Source organism: Streptomyces sp. NPDC017529, assembly GCF_044329785.1.
Taxonomy (GTDB): Bacteria; Actinomycetota; Actinomycetes; order Streptomycetales; family Streptomycetaceae; genus Streptomyces.
On sequence record NZ_JBIRJY010000003.1, the window covers coordinates 311,480 to 334,598 of the forward strand.

Consider the following 23,119-nt stretch of genomic DNA (forward strand, 5'->3'; position numbering starts at 1 on the left):
ACCAGCCGTCAGGTGACGGTCGGGGCGGGGGAGGGCCCCGTCAGACCGCGCTCGGCACGCCAGCCGTCGATGATCGCCGCCTGGAGGCCGAACATCTCGGCCTTCTCCGAGGGCTCCTCGTGGTCGTAGCCGAGCAGGTGGAGGACGCCGTGCACGGTCAGCAGCTGGAGTTCCTCGTCCATGCTGTGGCCGGTCGGTGCCTCCTCGCCCTGCTTCTTGGCGACCTCGGGGCACAGCACGATGTCACCGAGGAGCCCCTGCGGGGGCTCCTCGTCGTCCTTGGCGGGCGGACGCAGCTCGTCCATCGGGAAGGACATGACATCGGTCGGACCCGGGAGGTCCATCCACTGGATGTGGAGCTGTTCCATGGCGTCGGCGTCGACGACGATGACCGACAGCTCGGAGAGCGGGTGGATGCGCATCCGGGCCACGGCGTAACGGGCGACGTCCAGGATCGCCTGCTCGTCGATGTCCGTACCGGACTCGTTGTTGACGTCGATCGACATGTAGTGCTGCTTCTCGTTTCTCAGGTCACTTGCCGTTGCGGCTGTCGTACTTCTCGTACGCGTCGACAATACGGCCGACCAGCTTGTGCCGGACGACATCGTGGCTGGTGAGCCGCGAGAAGTGCACGTCGTCCAGCCCCTCCAGGATCTCCTGGACCTGCCGCAGACCGCTCTTCGTACCGCCGGGCAGGTCGATCTGCGTGACGTCACCGGTGATGACGATCTTCGAGTCGAAGCCGAGGCGGGTCAGGAACATCTTCATCTGCTCGGGGCTGGTGTTCTGCGCCTCGTCGAGGATGATGAAGGCGTCGTTCAGCGTACGCCCACGCATGTACGCCAGCGGCGCCACCTCGATCGTCCCCGCCGCCATCAGCCGCGGGATCGAGTCGGGGTCGAGCATGTCGTGCAGGGCGTCGTACAGCGGGCGCAGGTACGGGTCGATCTTCTCGTAGAGCGTGCCGGGCAGGAAGCCCAGGCGCTCGCCCGCCTCGACCGCGGGCCGGGTCAGGATGATGCGGTTGACCTGCTTGGACTGCAGGGCCTGCACCGCCTTGGCCATGGCGAGGTAGGTCTTGCCCGTACCGGCGGGGCCGATGCCGAAGACGACCGTGTGGTGGTCGATGGCGTCGACGTAGCGCTTCTGGTTGAGCGTCTTGGGGCGGATGGTGCGGCCCCGGTTGGACAGGATGTTCTGGGTGAGCACCTCGGCGGGGGTCTCGCTCTCCGTGCCGCCGTTGCCGGCCGAGCGCAGCATCGCGATGGAGCGCTCCACCGCGTCCTCCGTCATCGGCTGGCCGGTGCGCAGCACCAGCATCATCTCGTCGAAGAGGCGCTGGACCAGTGCGACCTCGTCGGCGTCGCCGACCGCCCTGATCTCGTTGCCGCGCACATGGATGTCGGTGGCGGGGAACGCGTTCTCGATGACCCGCAGCAGGGCGTCTCCCGAGCCCAGGACCGTGACCATCGGGTGCTTGGCCGGGACGGTGAACTGGGCGTGTGCCTGCGGTCGTGTAGGTGACTGAGTCATGGGCCGGCTCTGTGGCCTGCTCATCCCCCATTCGTTGCGCTGCAAGAGGTGTCCGCAGCTCGGTTCCTTGGGATACCAAGGGTACGACGGTGCACCGACAAGCCCGAAGCGTTTTCCGGCGTTCGCCCGGTCCGGTGTTCCCCCGGTGGCGGGACCCGGGCGCGGCCGCTCAGGCGGGGCGGCGGAACCCGAGCGTGGGCAGGGCGCGGGCCAGCGGCCAGGAGCGGGCCGCGGTGGGCAGGAGCGCGTCCAGGAAGGCGTAGCGGCGGCGCAGCGCGGCCGCGTCCCGGACGCACGCCGCGCCCGTACCGTCCGGCGTCCGCCCGTACGCCTCCGCCGCCGTCACCCGCTGCCACCAGGCCGCGATCTCCACCCACCCCGGCGCGGACAGCGAGCCGCCGAACTCCTGCACGGACAGCGCGGCGGTCAGCCCCGCGAAGGCCAGCCGGTCGGCCAGCGGCCACCCGGCCAGGGCGCCGGTGACGAAGCCCGCCACGAAGACGTCCCCGGCGCCGGTCGGGTCCATCGCCTCCACGGCGATGGCGGGCACCTCGGCGGTCTCGCCGGTCCCCCCGTCCACCGCGTACGCGCCCTCGGAACCCAGCGTGACCACGGCGAGCGGCACCAGGTCGGCCAGCTTGCGCGCGGCGGCGCGCGGGCAGTCCATGCGGGTGTAGCGCATCGCCTCCTCCGCGTTGGGCAGGAACGCCTCGCAGTGCTCCAGCTCGGCGAGGTCGGCCGGGTCCCAGCGGCCGGTGTCGTCCCAGCCCACGTCCGCGAAGATGCGGCTGCCGCGCCCGGCGGCGCAGCCGAGCCAGCCCTCGCGGCCGCCACCGGGCTCCAGCGAGGCGACGCAGGCCCGCGACGGCGGCGGGCAGCCCGGCGCGTGCCTGCCGTCGAAGGCGGTACGGGCGGGGCCGCTGGGCGCCTCGTGGCCGTGCGAGACCATCGTGCGCTCGCCCTCGTACGCCATGGAGACGGTGACCGGCGAGTGCCAGCCGACGATGGTGCGCGACATCGACAGGTCGACGTGCTCGCCCTGCTCCAGCGCTTCCCAGCAGTACTCGCCGTACATGTCGTCGCCGAAGGCGGCGGCGAGCGAGGTGCGCAGGCCCAGGCGGGCCAGCGCGGTCGCCATGTTGGCGACGCCGCCGGGGCTGGAGCCCATGCCGCGCGCCCAGGACTCCGTACCGCGCACGGGCGCCGAGTCCAGGCCGGTGAAGATGATGTCCAGGAACACCGTGCCGGTGAGATAGACGTCGGTGGGCGGATCGTCCCCGGTCCGTACGGCGGCGAGCGGGTCGAGCGCGGGTGCCGGACCCGGCGGTACGTGGCTGACCGGACCGCTGCCCGCGGGCCGCTGGACTTCGTGTGCGCTCACCGTGCCTGCCCCTCTCCTTCGTGCACGTGACGCCAGTCTGCCCGATGCTGCGGTACGTTCCGGCCCATGAGGCTCACGATTCTGGGCGGCGGGGGTTTCCGGGTACCGCTGGTCCACCGCGCCCTGCTGGACGATCCCGCCAGGTCCGTGTCCGAGGTGACGCTGTACGACACCGATCCGCGCCGGGCGGCGGTGATCGCTTCCGTACTGGCCCGGCAGGCGGAGCGGCGGACCGGCGGCGGGCGGCCGTCTCCCGTACGCGTACGGGTCGCCGACTCCCTCGACGACGCGCTGCGCGGCACCGACTTCGTCTTCTCCGCGATCCGCGTCGGCGGCACCGCGGGCCGGGTCGCGGACGAGCGGATCCCGCTGGACGCGGGCGTGCTGGGCCAGGAGACGGTGGGCGCGGGCGGTGTCCTGTACGGGCTGCGCACGGTGCCCGTGGCGCTGCGCGTCGCCGAGCGGGTGGCGGCGCTCGCGCCGGACGCCTGGGTCGTCAACTTCACCAATCCGGCCGGGATCGTCACCGAGGCGATGTCGCAGGTGCTGGGCGAGCGGGTGATCGGCATCTGCGACTCGCCGGTCGGGCTGGTGCGGCGCGCCGCGCGGGCCGCGGGCGCCGACCCGGACCGGGTGACGTACGGCTACACCGGCCTCAACCACCTCGGCTGGCTGCGCTCCCTGACCGCCGAGGACGGCACGGACCTCCTGGGCGCGCTGCTCCAAGACGCCGACGCCCTCGCCTCCTTCGAGGAGGGCAAGCTCTTCGGCGCCGACTGGCTGCGCGCGTTGGGGGCCATTCCCAACGAATACCTGCACTACTACTACTTCCGCCGCGAGACGCTCGCCTCCGTACAGAACGCGGCGCAGACCCGCGGGGAGTTCCTCGACCAGCAGCAGGGCGGCTTCTTCGAGGCGGCGTCCGGCGTCTCTCCCGAGGAGGCGTACGCGCTCTGGGAACGCACCCGGCTGGAGCGCGAGGAGACGTACATGGCCGACAGCCGGGAGGCGACCGGCGGCTGGCAGCGCGACACCTGCGACCTGGAGGGCGGCGGCTACGACCAGGTGGCGCTGGCCGTCATGCGCGCCATCGCGGGCGACCGGCACGCGCGCCTGATCCTGAACGTACGCAACGGCACGACGGTGCCGCAGCTCGCACCCGAGGCGATCATCGAGACGGTGTGCGAGGTGGACGCGCACGGCGCGCGGCCGCTGCCGTGCGCGCCCCTGCGCGAGGACCAGTTGGGCCTGATGCTCCAGCTCAAGGCCGTCGAACTGGCCACGGTCGAGGCGGCCGAGTTCAAGGACCGGGACGCGGCGCTCCGCGCGATGGCGCTGCACCCGCTGGTGGACTCGCCGGCGGTGGCCGCCCGCATCCTGGAGCGGGCGGCCGCACTCTGACGTCCGGGGGCTCAGTGCCCCCGCTTCACCCACTCCTCCAGGTGCGGCGCCTCGGCGCCGATCGTCGTCCCGTCGCCGTGCCCGGTACGGACCTCGGTCTCCGGGGGCAGCGTCAGCAGCCGCTCCCTGATCGACCCGACGATGGTCGGGAAGTCGGAGAACGACCGTCCGGTGGCGCCGGGGCCGCCCTGGAAGAGGGTGTCGCCGGTGAAGACCGTGCCGTGCTCCCCGAGGTCCGGCGCGTACAGGCAGACCGCGCCCGGCGCGTGCCCCGGCGTGTGCAGCACGGTCAGGTCGACACCGCCGATGGTGAGCACCTGGCCGTCCGCCAACGACTCCTCCGGCGCCCGGTCCGGGTGGGTCTGCCTCCACAGCGGCAGGTCGTCCGGGTGCAGGTAGACGGAGGCGCCGGTACGGGCGGCGAGCGCCGGGGCCGCGTCGACGTGGTCGTTGTGCGCGTGGGTGCACACGATCGCGCGCAGCGTACGGCCGTCGAGCGCTTCGTAGATCGCGTCGGCGTCGTGCGCCGCGTCGATGACGACGGCCTCGATGTCGTCGCCGACGATCCACACGTTGTTGTCCACCTCCCACGTACCGCCGTCGAGCGAGAAGGTGCCGGACGTGACGAGGTGGTCGATGCGGGCCGCCATCACAGCACCACCACCGAGCGCAGCACGTCACCCTGGTGCATCCGCTCGAACGCCTGCTCCACGCCGTCGATGCCGATCGTCTCCGTCACGAAGCCCGCCAGGTCGATCCGGCCCTGCTGGTGCAGGTCCACCAGCATCGGGAAGTCACGGGACGGCAGGCAGTCGCCGTACCAGGACGACTTCAGCGCGCCGCCGCGTCCGAACACGTCCAGCAGCGGCAGCTCCAGCTTCATGTCCGGCGTCGGCACGCCCACCAGGACCACCGTGCCGGCCAGGTCGCGCGCGTAGAACGCCTGCTCGTACGTCTCCGGGCGCCCCACCGCGTCGATCACGACGTCGGCGCCGAAGCCGCCGGTCAGCTCGCGGATGGCCTCGACGGCGTCCGCGGCGCGCGAGTTGACGGTGTGGGTGGCGCCCATCGTCTTCGCGGTGGACAGCTTGCGGTCCTCCACGTCCACGGCGATGATCCGCGACGCGCCGGCCAGCCGGGCGCCGACGATCGCCGCGTCGCCCACGCCGCCGCAGCCGATGACGGCGACGGAGTCACCGCGGCTCACGGCGCCCGTGTTGATCGCCGCGCCGATACCCGCCATCACGCCGCACCCGAGCAGCCCGGCGACGGCCGGCGACATCTCCGGGTCGACCTTGGTGCACTGCCCCGCCGCGACCAGCGTCTTGTCCGCGAACGCGCCGATGCCGAGCGCGGGCGTCAGCTCGGTGCCGTCCTTGAGCGTCATCTTCTGCTCGGCGTTGTGCGTGTCGAAGCAGTACTGCGGCCGGCCGCGCAGACACGCCCGGCACTGCCCGCACACCGCCCGCCAGTTCAGGATCACGAAGTCACCCGGGGCGACATCGCTCACGCCCTCCCCCACGGCCTCCACGACACCCGCCGCCTCGTGCCCCAGCAGGAACGGGAATTCGTCGTTGATCCCGCCCTGCTTGTAGTGCAGGTCGGTGTGGCACACCCCGCAGGCCTGCACCTTCACCACGGCCTCCCCCGGCCCGGGATCCGGCACCAGGATCGTCTCCAGCCGCACCGGCTCGTTCCTGCCCGGCGCGATGACGCCTCGCACTTCCTGTGCCATCGGGACAGCTCCCTCCAAAGATCACGTACGGGATGAATACGGTACGCGCCCCCGGCGCCCGGAGCGCCGGTCCGCCGGCGGTCCCCCGGCGCCGCTCACCACCGCGGCACCCGGGGTGTCACCCAGCCGGGGTCGGCGGCCCGCATCGCCGCCGCGTCGTCGCGGTCCCGGAACGTGCCGTCGTCGGACAGCCAGCGCTCGTGGAGGGCCGCCAGGCGGTCGCGGTCGAGGGTGACGCCGAGGCCCGGGGCGTCGGACACCGGCAGCGCGCCGTCGGTGAAGACGGGGCGTTCGGTGAGGACGTCCTCAGTCTGCCAGGGGTAATGCGTGTCGCAGGCGTACCGCAGGCCGGGGACGGTCGCGGCGACGTGGGTCATCGCGGCGAGGCTGATGCCCAGGTGGGTGTTGGAGTGCATGGACAGGCCGAAGCCGAAAGTGCGGCAGATCGCGGCGAGTTCACGGGTGTTGCGCAGGCCGCCCCAGTAGTGGTGATCGCAGAGGACGACGTGGACGGCGTCACGGCGGAAGGCCTCGGGGATCTCGGCGAAGGAGGTCACGCACATGTTCGTGGCGAGCGGCAGGTCCGTACGGGAGGCGACCTCGGCCATGTGGGCGGTGGTGGCGGCGGGGTCCTCCAGGTATTCGAGAACGTCCCGCAGTTCGTGGGCGACCTTCAGGGATGTCGCGACGCTCCAGGCGCCGTTGGGGTCCAGGCGCAGGGGGTGGCCGGGGAAGGCCGCGGCCAGGGCCCGCACCGCGGCGATCTCCTGTGCGGGCTCGAAGACCCCGCCCTTGAGCTTGAAGGAGCCGAAGCCGTACGTGTCGCGGAAGCGGCGGGCCTGGGCCACGATGCCGGGCGGGTCGAGCGCCGCGCCCCAGTCGTCGGGTTCGCCGCGGCCGCCGGGGTGCCCGGCCCAGCGGTAGAAGAGATAGGCGCTGTAGTCGACACGGTCGCGGACCTTGCCGCCGAGCAGGGCGTGCACGGGCAGGCCGGCGAGCCGGCCCCACGCGTCCAGGAAGGCGACCTCGAAGCCCGAAAGCACGGACAGCCGCAGCTTGTCGGCGGTCTGTACGCCGCGCAGGCCGCCCGCGCCGACGTCCCCGGCCCCGGTCGCGGCCGGGGAATCCCCGCAGACCTCGGCCGCGAGCCGCGGCAGCGCGTTCAGGTCCGTGACCGGGCGGCCGGTCAGCGCGTCGGCCAGGGGGCGGGCGAGGTCGAGGTACTTCGTGTCGCCGTAGGTCTCGCCGAGGCCGGTCGCGCCGCCCGCCGTGGTCACTTCGACGATCAGGCGGGGCGTGTAGGGCTGGTGGACGCCTTGGGTGTTCAGCAGCGGCGGGTCGGCCACGAGGACCGGGGTGAGGCGGATGGCGGTGACGGCGGTGGAGGCTGCGGCCTCACGCGACGCTCCTGTCTGTGTATGTAGACATGATCCGTCCATGGGAACGGAGCGTAGGGACGCGGGGCGACGGGCGTCAATGGGCAGCCGCCGCGGGACCGTCACCGCCGCGGGGCGTCCGGGTGCGGTACGAGTGGCCCAGTTCCGGACCGAGCCCGAAGTAGTGGCGGAAGTTGTAGACGAGCGGGCTCCAGGCGGCGGGATCGATGTGATCGGTACCGGGCACGACGATGCGCGAGTCGGCGTGGACCGTGCACACGGCGGCCTCGACGATGACGAAGTCGCCGGAGAGGTCCGGCCGCACCCGCTCGGCGCGGGCCTCCAACTGGAGCGGGCATTCGGCGACGCGCGGCGGGCGTACCAGGCGGGACGGCGTAGCGGTCAGGCCGGCCGCGGCGAACTTGTCCGGCTCGTAGCGGCAGCCCGCGGGCTTGCCCGGGGGCACCGGGTCCCGGCCGGTGAGCGGTGCCAGCCGCTCCACCGCCGGCCACAGGCCGGGGGCGGGCAGGCTGAGCACCAGGCCGGGGCGGCTGGCGAGGTTGCGCGCCGTCTGCCCTTCGCGGCCCAGCCCGAGCACGACCGTCTGCCCGAGCGCCCAGGCGGAGGAGACGGGGGCGAGGTTGGCCGAGCCGTCCTCGTTCTCCGTCGACAGGAGGGCCACCGGTGTCCCGAAGTACAGGACGCTCGGCGCGATCTCCAGGTGGGTGGCGGCCGTCTCCGTGCGCGTGCCGCCGGCAGGTGCTGTGTTCATGGCGGGGAGCCTAGAAGCCGGTCTTTTCGGCGGAGGCCGAAGCGATCACGCGGGACGGAATCAATCATTCCGGCCCCAGCCTTTACCAACCGTTGAATCTTCGCGCGTAGATGACCGCGTAAACGCTCTGTTAAACCTAGGTGGCCCCCACCGGTTCACCTAGGAGCAGCACATGCGCCACCCCCTCCTCTCCCGCCGCCGGGTCCGCCTCGGCGCCGCGGCCGTCACGGCGGTCGTCGCCGGCACCGCGGCCTTCGGCGTCGGCCAGGCCACCGCCGAGCACTCCGTGCCGCGCACGGACAAGGAGATCCCCAACCTCACCCAGGTGCAGGACCGGATCAAGGCGTACTACGGCGACACGGTGACCGCGGACGGGCAGCACTACGCCTCGCCGAACAGCAACTACGCCAAGCAGGTGCGCGGCATAACCGACTCGGCCCGGCGCTACCTGGCCAAGGCCGCCGACAAGCACCACCACGGCAAGAAGCCCGCCATCGTCCTGGACATGGACGACACCACGCTGCTGACGTACAACTACGAGCTCCAGGTCGGCTTCCACCACACCGAGGCGGCCCAGGACAAGTACCTGGCGAGCACCGACATGAAGCCGGTCTTCGGCATGGACCGCCTCGTCAACTGGGCGCACGGCAAGGGGTACGAGGTCTTCTTCGTCACCGGCCGCAAGGAGGCGCAGCGCGAGTGGAGCGTGCGCAACCTGAAGAACGTGGGCTACGGCGTCCCGCTCGACCGCTCCCACGTCTACCTCAAGGACAAGAAGAACCCGCCCGCCTACCTGCCGTGCGGCGCCAACTGCTCCACCGTCGAGTTCAAGTCGGGCACCCGCAAGCACATCGAGTCGCGGGGCTACGACATCGTCGCCAACTTCGGCGACCAGTACAGCGACCTGAACGGCGGCTACGGCGACAAGACGTTCAAGCTGCCCAACCCGATGTACTTCCTGCCCTGACCCGCCGAAGGGGCGTGCGCGTCCTCAGGTGCGCTTGGGCACCGGGACGCGCATCAGGTCGCGGGCGATGGTCAGTTCGCCCGCGAAACCGGCCGCGCGCGCCTGTCGCTCGAATTCCGCGGGGTCCGAGTAGCGCTGGGAGAAGTGGGTGAGGACCAGGTGGCGTACGCCCGCTTCGGCGGCGGCACGCGCCGCCTGGCCCGCCGTCAGGTGCCCGTGGTCCGCCGCGAGCCGCACGTCCTCGTCGAGGAACGTCGACTCGATGACGAGCAGGTCACAGCCCTCGGCGAGCGCGTGCACCCCGTCGCACAGGCGGGTGTCCATGACGAACGCGAAGCGCTGGCCGCGCCGGACCTCGCTGACGTCGTCGAGGGTGACACCGTTCAGTTCCCCGTCGCGCTGGAGCCTGCCGACGTCCGGCCCCGCGATGCCGTGCGCGGCGAGCCGCTCCGGCAGCATCCGGCGCCCGTCCGGCTCGACCAGGCGGTAGCCGTACGACTCGACCGGGTGGGAGAGCTTGCGCGCCTCCAGGACGTACGACGGGGTACGGGCCAGCACCCCGTCTGCGGCCACCGGCTCCTCGGCCAGCTCGACCGTCTCGCGGTAGGCGGTGGCGTACCGCAGCCGGTCGAAGAAGCGCCGACCGCTCGCCGGGTAGTGCGCGGTGACCGGATGCGGCACCCGGTCCAGGTTGATGCGCTGGATGACCCCGGCGAGCCCGAGCGAGTGGTCGCCGTGGAAGTGCGTGACACAGATCCGGTTGAGGTCGTGCGCGGCGACCCCGGCGCGCAGCATTTGGCGCTGCGTCCCCTCGCCGGGGTCGAACATGATGCCCTCGCCGTCCCAGCGCAGCAGGTAGCCGTTGTGGTTGCGGTGCCGGGTGGGCACCTGGCTGGCGGTGCCGAGGACGACGAGTTCGCGTACGGACAAGGTGCCGTGACTCCCGACCCGGTCAGACCAGGCGCTGGAGGTCGCGGCCGCCCAGGACGTGCGCATGGGCGTGGAAGACGGTCTGGCCCGCGCCGGGGCCGGTGTTGAAGACGATCCGGTAGCCGGTCGAGTCGACCTTCTCGTCGGCGGCCACGGCGGCCGCCTCGCTCAGCACCTCGCCGGCGATCCGCGGCTCGGCGGCGGCCAGCTCGCCCGCGTTCGGGTAGTGCACCTTGGGGATCACCAGGACGTGCGTCGGCGCCTGCGGGCTGATGTCCCTGAAGGCGACGGTCGTCTCGGTCTCCCGCACGATCGTCGCGGGCACCTCGCCGGCCACAATCTTGCAGAACAGGCAGTCGGCCTGCGGTTCTCCCGCCACCGGTGGGCTCCTCCCGGGTCGTCGGCCGGTACGCGGCGGCTCGGTGTCCAGAGCCGGCCCGTACCGCGCCGTGTCGCGTCACCATCACGTCTACGGGTCCGGATGTTACCGGGCCGCCCGCGCGGGGCGGGGCGGCGGCCGGTCCGGAGGCCGGTGACGGCGGTGTGCGCGGCCGACGGGAGACGGCCGGGGGTGGTCGGGAGGGGGTCGGCTGGCGGTCGGCTAGTGGTCGGCGGCCCAGGTGTGCTGCTGGTCGCCGGAGTGCTGGTCCTGGTTGCCGTCCTGGCCGTCGTGGCCGCCGTCGTCGTGGCCGTGGCCGTCGTTGCCCTGCCCGTCGTGTCCCTGCCCGTCGTCCGAACAGGTGTCGCTGGGCGACGGGTCCGGATCGGGGTCGGGGTCGGGATCCGGGGTCGCCGTGACGGTGACCGTCACGGGCGGCGTGCCCGGCGGCTCGCCGGTCGGGTGACCGCTGCTGGGCGGTTGGACCGTGTGCGTGACCGTCGGGCGCGGATTGCCGGTCGGCTCGTCCGCGGCACAGTTGCCGAGCACGCCCACCTGGAAGACGACCTGCCCGGCGACACGCGCGGTCAGCGAGCCCCGTACGCAGCGCCCGTCGACCTCGGAGGTGACCCGGCCGGTGATGGTGATCTTGCTGCCCCGGGCGGTCTGGCCCTGGCAGTCGACGGTGGCGACCGACTTCTGCCGCGCCGTGGCCGTCGGGTTCACCGTCGCCCGCTGGTCGCCTTGCAGCGTCGCCGTACAGCTCAGCCAGCTCACGTTCACGCCGGCGCTCTCCAGCGCCTGCGTCCCCGCCTGGTCGGTGGTGATGGCGATCGACGCGGTGTTCAGCCCGCCGACCGGCTCGCACGCGGACACCGCGACGACCGCCGCGCCCGCGGCACCCACCGCCGCCAGCAGCCTGCCGCGCCGGCCCCCGCCGAGCCGGGTCCCCACGCGCGGCGCCCGCCCGGTCCGTACGTGCCGCATCCGCCCGTGCCCTGCGTCTCGTAAGCGCCCCATGGCCCTCATGCCCGGCAGCTTCCCACCGCCGCACGCGGACCGACAGTCCCGGCTCGGCCAGTGTGCGCGGCGGCCCGCGCGGACCGCCGCGTTCCGCCCGTACGCGTCCCGCCGCGGGCACCGCCGACTTCACTAAGCTGATCCCCACAGGCCGTCATTTCGCCCACCACCAGGAGTTATCCGCCATGGCAACCACCCGCACCGCGAACACCCACTGGGAAGGCAACCTGCTGGAGGGCAAGGGCAGCGTCGCCCTGGCATCCTCCAACGTCGGCACGTTCGACGTGAACTGGCCGGCCCGCGCCGAGCAGCCGAACGGCGTCACCAGCCCGGAGGAGCTGATCGCGGCGGCCCACTCGTCCTGCTACTCGATGGCCTTCTCGCACGGCCTCGCGGGCAAGGGCTACACCGTCGAGGCACTGGACACCCAGGCCGACGTGACCTTCCAGCCGGGCGAGGGCATCACCGGCATCGTGCTGACCGTCAAGGCCAGCGTGCCGGGCCTCTCCGAGGCGGACTTCCAGGCCGCGGCCGAGGACGCCAAGAAGAACTGCCCGGTGAGCCAGGCGCTGGCCGGCGTCAAGAACATCACCCTGAACGCCGAGCTGGTCTGAGCCTTCGGGGGCCCTTGGAGGGCCTCCGGGGTCCTTTCAGGAACCTTCAGGGCAAGAAACGGCGGCCCGCGACGCCAGACGCCGCGGGCCGCCACCCGAACCGGACTTCGCCGTCAGCTCCAACGCCCCGTACGGCCCAACAGCAGCGCCGTGGCCGCCGTACCCGCCGTGGACGTCCGCAGCACGCTCCAGCCGAGCCGGTACGCCTTGGCGCCCGCCTCCTCGAAGGCCGCCAACTCCTCCGGGGACACTCCGCCTTCGGGCCCGACCACGAGCACGATCCGCCCGCTGCCCGGCAGTTCGGCGGAGGCCAGCGGCGCACTCCCCGCGTCCCGGTCCTCGTGCAGCACGCCGGCGAAGTCCGCCTCCGCGAGCAGCGCCGCCACCCGCTTGGTCGACATCAGGTCGGTGACCTCGGGGAACCGCAGCCGGCGCGCCTGCTTGCCCGCCTCGCGGGCCGTGTTGCGCCACTTGGCGAGGGACTTCGCGGCCCGCTCGCCCTTCCACTGCGTGATGCACCGCGACGCGGCCCACGGAACGATGCCGTCCACACCGGTCTCCGTCATGGTCTCCACGGCGAGTTCGCCACGGTCGCCCTTGGGCAGCGCCTGCACGACGGTGATACGCGGGGCGGGCTCCGGCTCGGTCTGCGCACCGGTCACCTCGACGACGAGCCGGTCCTTGCCCTCGGCGGCCCGCACCACGCCCACCGCGCCGCTGCCGCGCCCGTCGGTCAGCACCACGTCCTCGCCCGCGCGCAGCCGGCGCACGGAGACCGCGTGCCGGCCTTCCGGCCCGTCCAGCACGGTCTCGCCCAGCCCGGGAACGCTTTCGACGAGGAACACCGGCGCCGTCACAGCGCACCTCCCAGCTCGCCCGGGAACCCGTGCCCGGCCTGATGGCCCTGCTCTTCCCGCGGACCCGCGTCGGGCGTGCCCCCGGAGGCCAATCCGGCACGCGCCGCGTCCAGTTCGGCCATCAGCACCTCGACCAGCTGCGCGGCCGGCAGCTGCCGCGCCATCCGGTGCCCCTGCCCCGCCCACAGGGCCATGCCCTGCGCGTCGCCGGTCCTGGCGGCTGCCTTGCGCAGGCCCGAGGTGAGGTGGTGCACGGCCGGATACGCGGCGGGGGCGTACGGGCCGTGCTCACGAAGGAAACGGTTCACCAGACCGCGGGCCGGACGCCCGGAGAAGGCCCTGGTCAACTCCGTACGGGTGAACAGGGGGTTGGTCATCGCCTGCTTGTGCAGGTCGTTGGCGCCCGACTCCGGAGTGACCAGGAACGCCGTACCGAGCTGCGCCATGGACGCGCCCGCCGCCAGCACCGCGGCGATCTGCGAGCCGCGCATCAGGCCGCCCGCCGCGACGACCGGTATCTGCACCGCCTCGCGGACCTGCGCGACCAGCGACAGCAGCCCGAGCCCGGCACCGGTGCCGTCGGCGTGCGGGTCGTCGCGGTGGGTGCCCTGGTGGCCGCCGGCCTCGACGCCCTGCACACAGACCGCGTCCGCGCCGGACCACTGCGCGGCCTGCGCCTCGGCCGCCGTGGTGGCGGTGACGATCGTGTACGTACCGACCTTGGCGAACCCGTCGAGGACCTCACGGGACGGACAGCCGAAGTGGAACGAGACGACCGGCACCGGGTCCTCCCGCAGGATGGCCAGCTTCGCCTCGTACCCGTCGTCGGCGCCGCCGTACGGATCGACGTCGTCCAACGGCGTTTCGTACCAGGCCGCCTCGCCCGCGAGCTGCTCGCGGTAGACCTCGACGGCCACGTTGTCGGCGAGCGAGGGCTGCGGCATGAAGAGGTTCACGCCGAAGGGCCGGTCGGTCAGCCCGCGCAGCTGCTTGATCTCTTGATACATGCCGTCCGCCGTCTTGTACCCGGCGGCCAGGAAACCGAGCCCGCCGGCTCCTGAGACGGCGGCGACCAGCTCCGGGCGGGCGACACCGCCTGCCATGGGGGCCTGCACGATCGGATAGCGACAGAGATCGGTCAGCGCTGTGGGCATGCCCACATCGTGTCACGCCGACCGCGGGGGGCCGAACCGGGGCCGGACGCGCCAAGATCAAACACGTCCGGCGATCAGGGCACTTCGGACGGAACGCCGAACGGCGGCCGGACCGAGGAGCCCGACCGCCGTTCGCCTGATACCACTACCGGGCGCCTAACGCCCGTTGAACGCGTCCTTCAACCGCGAGAACAGCCCCTGCTGCCCGGGCTGGAACTGGCCTGTCGGGCGTTCCTCGCCGCGCAGCTTGGCGAGCCGCCGCAGCAGCTCCTCCTGCTCCGCGTCCAGCTTCGACGGCGTGATGACCTCCACGTGCACGATGAGGTCGCCGCGCCCGTTGCCGCGCAGGTGCGTGACGCCGCGCCCGTGCAGCGGGATCGACTGGCCGGACTGCGTGCCCGGCCGGATGTCGATCTCCTCTATGCCGTCCAGCGTCTCCAGCGGGCACTTCGTGCCCAGCGCCGCCGCCGTCATGGGGATGGTGACCGTGCAGTGCAGGTCGTCGCCGCGCCGCTGGAAGGTCGGGTGCGGCAGTTCGTGGATCTCCACGTACAGGTCGCCGGCCGGACCGCCGCCCGGGCCGACCTCGCCCTCGCCCGCGAGCTGGATGCGGGTGCCGTTGTCCACACCTGCCGGGATCTTGACCGTCAGCGTGCGGCGCGACCGGATGCGGCCGTCGCCGGCGCACTCCGGGCACGGGGTCGGCACGACCGTACCGAACCCCTGGCACTGCGGGCACGGCCGCGAGGTCATGACCTGGCCCAGGAAGGACCGGGTGACCTGCGAGACCTCGCCGCGGCCGCGGCACATGTCACAGGTCTGCGCCGAGGTGCCCGGCGCCGCGCCCTCACCCGAACAGGTCGTACAGACGACCGCCGTGTCCACCTGGATGTCCTTGGTGGTCCCGAAGGCCGCCTCGTCCAGTTCGACGTCCAGCCGGATCATGGCGTCCTGGCCGCGCCGCGTACGGGACCGCGGTCCGCGCTGCGACGCCGTGCCGAAGAACGCGTCCATGATGTCGGAGAAGTTGCCGAAGCCCGCGCCGAAGCCGCCGGCCCCGCCGCCGCCACCCGCCTGCGAGAGGGGGTCGCCGCCGAGGTCGTAGACCTGCTTCTTCTGCGGATCCGACAACACCTCGTAAGCGGCGTTGATCTCCTTGAACCGCTCCTGGGTCTTGGGATCCGGGTTCACATCCGGGTGCAGCTCGCGGGCCAGCCGCCGGAAAGCCTTCTTGATCTCGTCCTGCGAGGCATCGCGTCGTACGCCCAGGACCGCGTAATAGTCCGTGGCCACTTACGACTCCGCCAGGATCTGTCCGACGTAACGTGCCACTGCGCGTACCGCTCCCATCGTTCCGGGGTAGTCCATGCGGGTCGGTCCGACCACGCCGAGTTTGGCGACTGCCTCGTCGCCCGAACCGTAGCCGACCGCGACGACCGATGTGGACGTCAGGCCCTCATGAGCATTCTCATGCCCGATGCGTACGGTCATGCCGGAGTCCTTGGCCTCCCCGAGCAGTTTGAGGAGCACCACCTGCTCCTCAAGGGCCTCCAGCACCGGCCGGATGGTCAGTGGGAAGTCGTGCCCGAAGCGCGTGAGATTGGCGGTACCGCCGATCATCAGCCGCTCTTCGGTCTCCTCCACGAGAGTTTCCAGCAAGACCGACAGGACTGTCGAGACCGTCCCCCGGTCCTCCTGCTCGAAGGACTCCGGAAGATCCTGCACGAGCTGCGGCACATCCGTGAAACGCCGGCCCACCACACGGCTGTTCAACCGCGCGCGCAGGTCCGCCACGGAAGTCTCCCCGAACGGCGCCGGGCAGTCCACCATGCGCTGCTCGACGCGACCGGTGTCCGTGATCAGGACCAGCATCAGCCGGGCCGGGGCCAGCGACAGCAGCTCCACATGGCGCACCGTGGACCGCGTCAGCGACGGGTACTGCACGACGGCGACCTGCCGCGTCAGCTGCGCCAGCAGCCGTACCGTGCGCCCCACCACGTCGTCCAGGTCGACGGCGCCGTCCAGGAAGTTCTGGATGGCCCGCCGCTCGGGGCTGGAAAGCGGCTTGACGCCCGCCAGCTTGTCGACGAAGAGGCGGTAGCCCTTGTCCGTCGGGATGCGTCCCGCGCTCGTGTGCGGCTGGGCGATGAAACCCTCGTCCTCCAGCGCCGCCATGTCGTTGCGGACCGTGGCGGGCGAGACACCGAGCTGGTGCCGCTGGGTCAGCGCCTTGGAGCCGACCGGCTCCTCGGTGCCGACATAGTCCTGGACGATGGCGCGCAGCACCTCGAGCCTGCGTTCACTGAGCATCGCGCACACCTCCAGTCCGGCCGTTCCACCGGCGCGCGGCCGGGTTCTTCCGGGTCGTCTTCCCTGGCACTCATCAGGTCCGAGTGCCAGACCCTGACCAAGTGTACGGCCGGGTCACCTGGGCAGGGCAAGGGCGGAGGTACCGGAACCGTGCTCCCGGCGCATACGAAAGACGTACCGCGGACGTAGCCGGGCAGCCGGGAACCCCGGCCCGGCGGGCAACGCTATCGCGATGCGGCTAGCGTCTCGGTATGCGTACGACATGGGAGGAAGCCGGGTGGGAACGGCTCGGCACGGGCGTCGGACGCCGCCGGATGCCCGGCTGGGACGAGACGGTCGGCGCCGTCGTCGGCTCCACGGGCGTGCTGATCGTCGACACCGGCGCGACGATCCGCGACGGGGCCGAGCTGCGCCGGCAACTGCGCGCCATCGCGGGCCGGGAAGTGACCCACGTCGCACTGACCCACCCCCACTTCGATCACGTCCTGGGCACCGCGGCCTTCGCCGGAGTCCAGGTCTACGGCGCCGCGGGCCTCGACGAATACCTGCCGCGCGCCCAGGACGACCTGCGGCGCAGCGCCGTCTCGTACGGCGTGGACCCGGACGCCGCCGCGGAGGCCGCCGACGTCCTCGTCCACCCGCACCACCTCGTCTCCGGCGAACGCGCCCTCGACCTCGGGGACCGCCAGGTCCTCCTCGCCAACGCCGGCCCCGGCCACACCGCGTACGACCTGGTGGCCGTCGTCCCCGGCACCCACGGCTCACCCGACGTCGTCTTCTGCGGCGACCTGGTCGAAGAGTCCGGCGAGCCGCAGGCGGGCACCGACGCCGTGCCCTCCCGGTGGCCGGCCGCACTGGACCGGCTGCTGGCCCTCGGCGGGGAGGACGCGGTGTACGTACCCGGGCACGGGGCCGCCGTGGATGCCCGATTTGTCCGTGACCAACGCGACGCACTCAGCCGTCGCTTCGGCGTGTCGCGCCACTGACCGGCCATCCCTTCTTATCGTCTGTCCAATGCGCAGCAGACAGTACGGACCGGACCTCACCCCGCCGTGGAAGAAGCAGCAGCCGGCCCCCGAGGTCGCGGCGGAGCCGGACCTCGTCGTCGAAGAAGCCGTCACCGGATTCTGCGGCGCGGTCGTCCGCTGCGAGAAGACCGCCGAAGGCCCGACCGTCACCCTCGAAGACCGCTTCGGCAAACACCGGGTCTTCCCGATGACCCCGCGCGGCTTCCTCCTGGACGGCAAGGCCGTCACCCTCGTACGGCCCGCCGCCCGCCCGGCCACCCGCGGACCGGCCCGCACCGCCTCCGGCTCCCTCGCCGTCCCCGGCGCCCGCGCCCGCGTCGCCCGCGCCGGGCGCATCTATGTGGAAGGCCGCCACGACGCCGAGCTGGTGGAACGCGTCTGGGGCGACGACCTGCGCATCGAGGGCGTCGTCGTCGAATACCTCGAAGGCGTCGACGACCTCCCGGCCATCGTCCGCTCCTTCTCCCCCGGCCCGGACGCCCGCCTCGGCGTCCTCGTCGACCACCTCGTCCCCGGCTCGAAGGAGTCCCGCATCGCGGCCTCGGTCACCGACCAGGACGTCCTGGTCGTCGGCCATCCGTACATCGACGTCTGGGAAGCGGTGAAGCCGTCCTCGGTCGGCATCCCGGCCTGGCCGTCCGTCCCCCGCGGCCAGGACTGGAAGACGGGCGTGTGCCGGGCTTTGGGCTGGCCGGAGAACACGGGCGCGGCCTGGCAGCACATCCTCTCCCACGTCCACTCCTACAAGGAGCTGGAGCCGGCGCTGCTGGGGCGGGTGGAGGAATTGATCGACTTTGTTACGGCGCCGGGGTGAGGTGCGTCGGTTTCGTTACGGGTGGGAGTGGGGTTTGGCGTCGGGGAGCTTCCTGAACCTGTCGGTGCCCAGCTCGACGCCGAGCAGGTCCAGCGGCACGGGATCGCCGAACTTGGTGATGCGCTGCACCGCGTAATCGGCGTCCTCGCCGCTGCCGACCGGCTCGGTGAGCAGGACGCACTGGCCCATGACGGGGTCGATGATCAGGTAGGCGGGGATCTTGCCGGCGGCGTAGATGTTGCGCTTCAGCCCGTAGTCACGGTCGACGCTTGTCTTGGAGACGACTTCGACGAGCAGGGTGATCACCTCGGTCGGCATGAGCCGCCCGGACTCCGGACCGGCGTCGATCTCCAGGACCACGAGGTCGGGCTGAGGCTCACTGATCTCTTCGAGGATGCCGACGTCCTGGGTCTGCAGACGCTCCCAGCGGTCACTCGGGATCTGATCCTGGACATTCTGGACGATCCGGTTGTGGACCATGTCAGGCCCGGCCATCATCACAATTTCCCCCCGCAGGAGCTCCGTCTTGAATCCCTCGGGAACCTCAAGTTCCTCGAAGAAAGCGACGAGGGGGTGAGTGGTCGGTCGGTCATCCACAGCCGTCATCTCCGTGGTCCTCCGCTTCACGCCGTCGCCATGAGTACGACAGCAGGCTAGGCAGCAGCGTAGGCCGGTCCGCGTGGCAAGCGCATGATTCACCCTGGTGAGTGATCAGCGCACGTCAGGTCAGCGCGGCCGACGATAACGCCTGATGCCGGGGAGTGTCGGGAACTCGCTGGTATCCAGCGTGACATCCAGCAGCTTCAGGGGCACGGCCTCGCCGAACTTGCTGATCCGCTCGACCCGGTAGTCGGCGTTCTCGCCCTCGCCGTACGGTTCGGTGAGCAGGCGGCACTCGGCCACCGTCGGATCGATGATCAGGTAGGCGGGCACCTTGCCCGCCGCGTAGACGGAACCGCTTGACGCGGTAATCGTGGTCGACGCTGGACCGGGAAACGACCTCCAAGAGGAAGGTCACCACCTCTGCCGGGATCAGGCGGCCCGGCCCCGCGAAGGCGTCCCGCGGCAGTACCACCAGGTCGGGCTGTGGCTCACTGGTCTCCAGCGGGAACGAGACGTCTTGTGTCTGCTTACGCTGCCAACGCCGGTACGGAATGTGGTCCGCCACGGACTCGACGATGTCGTTGTGGACCCAGTCGGGCCCCGCCGTCATCACGATGTCCCCTCTGAGAAGCTCCGCTTTGTACCCCTCCGGAACTTCCAGTCGACGGAAGATCTCGGTGGCATCGGTGATCAGCCGGTCATCCACAGCGGTCATCCACAGCGGTCATCTCCGTGGTCCTCCACATCCGCCGCGTACGTTGGCGGCAGCCGATGGACAGGGTAGGCAGTTGTCCGGGACTACGGCGGGCATTCACCCCGTCGAGTGATCAGTCCACCAGATCCCGCACCACCGCGTCCGCCAGCAACCGCCCCCGCAAGGTCAGGACGGCCCGGCCGGCCTCGTACGGGCCGGGCTCCAGGAGGCCGTCGGACAGAGCGCGGGCCGCGGCCTTCGCGCCGGCCGGGGCGAGGAGGGAGAGCGGGCAGCCGGCCGCGAGGCGGAGTTCGAGGAGGATGCGTTCGACGCGGCGGTCCTCGTCGGAGAGGAGTTCGCGGCCCGCGCCGGGTGACCGGCCTTCGCCGAGCGCCTGCGCGTACGCCCCCGGGTGCTTCACGTTCCACCACCGCACGCCGCCGACGTGGCTGTGCGCGCCGGGACCCGCGCCCCACCAGTCCGCGCCCGTCCAGTACAGCTCGTTGTGGCGGCAGCGGCCCGCCTCCGTCGTGGCCCAGTTGGAGACCTCGTACCACTGGAAGCCGGCCGCTGACATCGCCTCCTCGGTGATCAGATAGCGGTCCGCGTGCACGTCGTCGTCGGTCATCGGGACCTCGCCGCGCCGGATCCGGCGGGCCAGCTGGGTGCCCTCCTCGACGATCAGCGCGTACGCGGAGACGTGGTCGGGCGCCGCGCCGAGCGCCGCGTCCAGCGTGGCCCGCCAGTCGTCGTCGGACTCGCCGGGCGTGCCGTAGATCAGGTCGAGGTTGACGTGCTCGAAGCCCGCCGCGCGCGCCTCGGCGACGCACGCTTCGGGGCGGCCCGGTGTATGCGTACGGTCCAGGATCTTCAGGACGTGCTGCCGGGCGCTCTGCATGCCGAAGGAGATCCGGTTGAAGCCGGCCTCCCGGAGTTCGGCGAGGTAGCGCGGGTCGACGGACTCCGGGTTGGCCTCGGTGGTGATCTCCGCGCCGTCCGCCAGCCCGAACTCGTCACGGATCGCGGCAAGCATCCGCCCGAGGCCGGCGGCGGGGAGCAGGGTGGGCGTGCCGCCGCCGACGAACACCGTCTCGACCGGCCGCGGGTCGTCGCCCAGTACCTTGCGCGCCAGCCGGATCTCCTCGGCGACGGTGTCCGCGTAGTTCTCCCGCGAGGCGAGCGCGCCGCCCGAGCCGCGCAGTTCGGTGGCCGTGTACGTGTTGAAGTCGCAGTAGCCGCAGCGCGTCGCGCAGTACGGCACGTGCAGGTAGAACCCGAGGGGCCGGGCGGCGGCGCCGGTCAGGGCGTGACCGGGCAGCGCCCCGTCCTCGGGCATGGGCTCACCATCGGGGAGTGCGGAAGGCATGCCTTCCATTGTCCGGCATGCGGCGGGAACCGCGGGCGGCCCCGGGCCGGGCCCGCTAGCGGGCCCGTGTCGCCTGGAGGACCAGCAGTGCCAGGTCGTCGTCGGGCGGCGTGGCCGCGAACGTGTGGACCGCCTGCCGGATGTGTTCGGCGATGGCGGCGGCTCCCAGGCCGGTGCAGGTGGCGAGGTGGCCGGCCAGGCCGTCATCGTCGTCGAACAGCCGGTCGCCGGAGCGCCGCTCGGTCACTCCGTCGGTGACGCACAGCAGTGTCTCGCCGGGTGCCAGGTCGAAGGTCTCGCTCTCGTACGAGGTCTCCTCCACCACGCCGAGCAGCATCTGCGGCGCCGCGGCGGTCCGTACCGTGCCGTCCGCGCCCAGGACCAGCGGCAGCGGGTGGCCGGCGCTGGCCAGGGTGCACCGGGCGCCCGCCGTGCCGTCGGTGTTCGGGACGAGTTCGCCGTAGAGGAGGGACAGGAAGCGGGTCTGTTCGCCTTCGTCGCGCAGTTCGACGGAGGGTTCCAGCACGCTGCCGGCGGCGGCGATGGCCGCGGTGACGGCCGCCACCGAGTCGGCCGCCTCGCGCGCCATGGTCTTGTTGAGGCGGTCGAGCACCTCGCCGACGCCGAATCCGTCGCGTGCGAGCAGCCGCAGGACGGGGCGGGCCAGGCCGGTGACCGCGGCGGCTTCCGGGCCGCTGCCGCAGACGTCGCCGAGGGCGAAGCACCAGCGTCCGTCGCCGGCCGCGAACAGGTCCCAGAAGTCGCCGCCGGCTCCGGCGCCCGCGCGCGGTTCGTAGACCACGGAGGACTCCAGGCCGGGGACGACGGGGCGGCCCCTGGGGAGCAGGCGGCGTTGCAGGACCTGGCTGATCCGTTCCTGGTTGCGGTAGGCGCGGGCGGTGGCGACGGCGCGGGCGACCCTGCGGGCCAGGTCCTCCATCAGGCCGACGACCTCGTCGGGGAAGCGCATCAGCCCGGCGCGGCCGATCAGCAGTGCGCCCTGGCTGCCGCCGGCGACCAGCGGGCAGGCCAGCGCGGCGCCGCCGGGTCCGTACCCGCTCGGCTCTTGGGGCCAAGGCCAGGGCACCGCGCCGCCCGCGGTGTCCGTCTGCGGGGCGGGCAGTACGGGCGGGTCCTTCTCCAGGGCCATGCGCAGCCCGTCGATGCGGCTCTCGCTGGAGTGCCAGACACGGGCGAGCCGCGGTGCTTCGCCCGCGCCGTCCCGGCCGCCGTGCAGCCACACCGCGCACCAGTCGGCGAGGCGCGGTACGACCAGCTGGGCGGCGAGCAGCGCCACCTGTTCCTCGTCGAGCTGTCCGGACAGCAGGTCGGACGCCTCGGCGAGGAAGGACAGGGCGCCGTGGTTGATCCAGTCGGCGTCGGAGCGCCGGGTGGCCGGGCGCCGGGGCGCGGGGGCCAGCAGTTCGGCGGCGCGGAGGCCGTGCTGGAGGTCGATGTCGTCGCGGGAGAAGCGGGCGGCGGGCCCGTACTCCGGGTGTGCGGTGCCGGGCAGGAGCCGGAACCACACGGTCTTGCGGTCGCGCCGGTAGGTGATGCCCCAGGAATCGGCGACCGCGCCGACCAGTTGCAGGCCGTGGCCCCTGCTGTCGGACGGCGAGGCCGCCTGGCGTCCGCGTACGGCGCGCGCCGGGTGGTGGTCGGACACCTCGACGACCACCGCGGCCCGCGTGCCGTCGTGCTCCAGGCGGCACACCAGCTCGACGGCCGTGCCCGCGTGCACCACGACGTTGGTGACCAGCTCGCTGACCAGCAGGACGGCCTCGTCGGTGAGGCGGTCGCCGAGTTCGCCGGCGCCGGGCAGGGACCGGGTGCGCCAGTCGGCGAGGGCGGTCCGTACGAACCGGCGCGCGGCCGCGACGGCCTGCGGGCTGCCGGGCAGGCTGGAGCGGTGGACGTTGTCCCGTCCGTCGCGCGCCGGCCCGGCGGGCGTGCTCCCGGGTCCCTCGGCAGGCGTGCTCCCGGATCCCTCGACGGCCGCCGGGGGCTCGCCCGGACCCCTGCCGCCGGCTGTGTCCGCGTCACGAGCCACCGGCCCGCCCCCTTCGGAAAATCCGCCGGAAAGTGTCTCGCGGGTTCTGCCCGAAGCCGCTTCGGAGACCGGATCCGGGTCCGTGCCGGGGCCGGCTTCGGTGGAAGCCTCCGCGGGAGCCGTCGCCCCGCCGGG

The 23,119-nt window shown here is 72.3% G+C and carries 23 protein-coding genes and 1 pseudogene; 5 read left to right on the forward strand and 19 right to left on the reverse strand.

Annotated elements, in window-relative coordinates:
- Positions 1-8: 8 nt before the first annotated feature.
- The 3 genes from ybeY to ACH4K4_RS08760 form a co-directional block, all read right to left on the reverse strand.
- Positions 9-506, reverse strand: a complete 498-nt coding sequence (gene ybeY / locus ACH4K4_RS08750) for an rRNA maturation RNase YbeY (protein ID WP_398165800.1) — start codon at positions 504-506, stop codon at positions 9-11.
- A gap of 25 nt (positions 507-531) precedes the next feature.
- Complete coding sequence (locus tag ACH4K4_RS08755; RefSeq protein WP_398165801.1) at positions 532-1,533, reverse strand: PhoH family protein; 1,002 nt, start codon at positions 1,531-1,533, stop codon at positions 532-534.
- 169 nt (positions 1,534-1,702) lie between these two features.
- Entirely contained in the window at positions 1,703-2,914 is a 1,212-nt protein-coding gene (locus ACH4K4_RS08760; protein WP_398165803.1) for a carbohydrate kinase family protein, read from the reverse strand.
- Between the two features lie 66 nt (positions 2,915-2,980).
- Here ACH4K4_RS08760 and ACH4K4_RS08765 point away from each other — a divergent pair, with 66 nt between their 5' ends.
- Entirely contained in the window at positions 2,981-4,315 is a 1,335-nt protein-coding gene (locus ACH4K4_RS08765; RefSeq protein ID WP_398165804.1) for a 6-phospho-beta-glucosidase, read from the forward strand.
- Between the two features lie 11 nt (positions 4,316-4,326).
- On the opposite strand, the gene ACH4K4_RS08770 is transcribed toward ACH4K4_RS08765, so the two are convergent.
- From ACH4K4_RS08770 to ACH4K4_RS08785, 4 genes are all read right to left on the reverse strand, one after another.
- Positions 4,327-4,965, reverse strand: coding sequence for an MBL fold metallo-hydrolase (locus ACH4K4_RS08770; RefSeq protein ID WP_398165806.1), 639 nt, complete (start codon positions 4,963-4,965; stop codon positions 4,327-4,329).
- Entirely contained in the window at positions 4,965-6,050 is a 1,086-nt protein-coding gene (locus ACH4K4_RS08775; RefSeq protein WP_398165808.1) for an S-(hydroxymethyl)mycothiol dehydrogenase, read from the reverse strand. Before ACH4K4_RS08775 ends, ACH4K4_RS08770 begins: the two co-directional genes overlap by 1 nt.
- Before the next feature lie 95 nt (positions 6,051-6,145).
- Complete coding sequence (locus tag ACH4K4_RS08780; protein ID WP_398165810.1) at positions 6,146-7,489, reverse strand: enolase C-terminal domain-like protein; 1,344 nt, start codon at positions 7,487-7,489, stop codon at positions 6,146-6,148.
- A gap of 34 nt (positions 7,490-7,523) precedes the next feature.
- Positions 7,524-8,198: a flavin reductase family protein gene (locus tag ACH4K4_RS08785; RefSeq protein WP_398165812.1), complete on the reverse strand. Its 675-nt coding sequence runs from the start codon at positions 8,196-8,198 to the stop codon at positions 7,524-7,526.
- Positions 8,199-8,370: 172 nt separating this feature from the next.
- Between ACH4K4_RS08785 and ACH4K4_RS08790 the strand changes: the two genes are divergently transcribed.
- Complete coding sequence (locus tag ACH4K4_RS08790; protein ID WP_398165814.1) at positions 8,371-9,165, forward strand: HAD family acid phosphatase; 795 nt, start codon at positions 8,371-8,373, stop codon at positions 9,163-9,165.
- A gap of 24 nt (positions 9,166-9,189) precedes the next feature.
- On the opposite strand, the gene ACH4K4_RS08795 is transcribed toward ACH4K4_RS08790, so the two are convergent.
- The 3 genes from ACH4K4_RS08795 to ACH4K4_RS08805 form a co-directional block, all read right to left on the reverse strand.
- Positions 9,190-10,095, reverse strand: coding sequence for a ribonuclease Z (locus tag ACH4K4_RS08795; RefSeq protein ID WP_398165815.1), 906 nt, complete (start codon positions 10,093-10,095; stop codon positions 9,190-9,192).
- Positions 10,096-10,117: 22 nt separating this feature from the next.
- Complete coding sequence (locus tag ACH4K4_RS08800) at positions 10,118-10,474, reverse strand: histidine triad nucleotide-binding protein (protein WP_398165816.1); 357 nt, start codon at positions 10,472-10,474, stop codon at positions 10,118-10,120.
- A gap of 222 nt (positions 10,475-10,696) precedes the next feature.
- The gene (locus ACH4K4_RS08805; protein WP_398165817.1) at positions 10,697-11,428 is read right to left on the reverse strand and encodes a hypothetical protein; all 732 of its coding nucleotides are present in this window, start codon (positions 11,426-11,428) and stop codon (positions 10,697-10,699) included.
- A 251-nt stretch (positions 11,429-11,679) separates the two neighbouring features.
- On the opposite strand from ACH4K4_RS08805, the gene ACH4K4_RS08810 reads away from it, so the two are divergent.
- Positions 11,680-12,108, forward strand: coding sequence for an OsmC family protein (locus ACH4K4_RS08810; protein ID WP_398165819.1), 429 nt, complete (start codon positions 11,680-11,682; stop codon positions 12,106-12,108).
- A gap of 113 nt (positions 12,109-12,221) precedes the next feature.
- Here ACH4K4_RS08810 and ACH4K4_RS08815 read toward each other — a convergent pair whose 3' ends face one another.
- From ACH4K4_RS08815 to hrcA, 4 genes are all read right to left on the reverse strand, one after another.
- Entirely contained in the window at positions 12,222-12,965 is a 744-nt protein-coding gene (locus ACH4K4_RS08815; RefSeq protein WP_398165821.1) for a 16S rRNA (uracil(1498)-N(3))-methyltransferase, read from the reverse strand.
- A complete protein-coding gene (locus tag ACH4K4_RS08820; protein ID WP_398165822.1) occupies positions 12,962-14,119 on the reverse strand; it encodes a nitronate monooxygenase in 1,158 nt (385 codons plus the stop codon). Before ACH4K4_RS08820 ends, ACH4K4_RS08815 begins: the two co-directional genes overlap by 4 nt.
- 156 nt (positions 14,120-14,275) lie before the next feature.
- A complete protein-coding gene (gene dnaJ / locus ACH4K4_RS08825) occupies positions 14,276-15,412 on the reverse strand; it encodes a molecular chaperone DnaJ (protein WP_398165823.1) in 1,137 nt (378 codons plus the stop codon).
- Positions 15,413-16,429, reverse strand: coding sequence for a heat-inducible transcriptional repressor HrcA (gene hrcA / locus ACH4K4_RS08830; protein ID WP_398165825.1), 1,017 nt, complete (start codon positions 16,427-16,429; stop codon positions 15,413-15,415).
- Positions 16,430-16,680: 251 nt separating this feature from the next.
- On the opposite strand from hrcA, the gene ACH4K4_RS08835 reads away from it, so the two are divergent.
- Together ACH4K4_RS08835 and ACH4K4_RS08840 are read left to right on the forward strand one after the other, a co-directional pair.
- Positions 16,681-17,415 (forward strand): MBL fold metallo-hydrolase, encoded by a 735-nt coding sequence (locus ACH4K4_RS08835; protein ID WP_398165826.1) that lies wholly within the window; start codon positions 16,681-16,683, stop codon positions 17,413-17,415.
- A 28-nt stretch (positions 17,416-17,443) separates the two neighbouring features.
- Positions 17,444-18,271 (forward strand): DUF3097 domain-containing protein, encoded by an 828-nt coding sequence (locus tag ACH4K4_RS08840; protein ID WP_398165828.1) that lies wholly within the window; start codon positions 17,444-17,446, stop codon positions 18,269-18,271.
- A gap of 15 nt (positions 18,272-18,286) precedes the next feature.
- Here the strand turns inward: ACH4K4_RS08840 and ACH4K4_RS08845 are convergent, their stop codons facing one another.
- From ACH4K4_RS08845 to ACH4K4_RS08865, 5 genes and pseudogenes are all read right to left on the reverse strand, one after another.
- Positions 18,287-18,877, reverse strand: a complete 591-nt coding sequence (locus ACH4K4_RS08845; RefSeq protein WP_398165829.1) for a Uma2 family endonuclease — start codon at positions 18,875-18,877, stop codon at positions 18,287-18,289.
- A gap of 120 nt (positions 18,878-18,997) precedes the next feature.
- Positions 18,998-19,204, reverse strand: a complete 207-nt coding sequence (locus ACH4K4_RS08850; protein WP_398166331.1) for a hypothetical protein — start codon at positions 19,202-19,204, stop codon at positions 18,998-19,000.
- 82 nt (positions 19,205-19,286) lie between these two features.
- Positions 19,287-19,589, reverse strand: a pseudogene (locus ACH4K4_RS08855) (Uma2 family endonuclease); the annotation flags it as partial.
- Positions 19,590-19,701: 112 nt separating this feature from the next.
- The gene (gene hemW, locus ACH4K4_RS08860; RefSeq protein WP_398165831.1) at positions 19,702-20,934 is read right to left on the reverse strand and encodes a radical SAM family heme chaperone HemW; all 1,233 of its coding nucleotides are present in this window, start codon (positions 20,932-20,934) and stop codon (positions 19,702-19,704) included.
- Between the two features lie 55 nt (positions 20,935-20,989).
- A complete protein-coding gene (locus tag ACH4K4_RS08865; RefSeq protein WP_398165833.1) occupies positions 20,990-22,984 on the reverse strand; it encodes a SpoIIE family protein phosphatase in 1,995 nt (664 codons plus the stop codon).
- Positions 22,985-23,119: the final 135 nt, after the last annotated feature.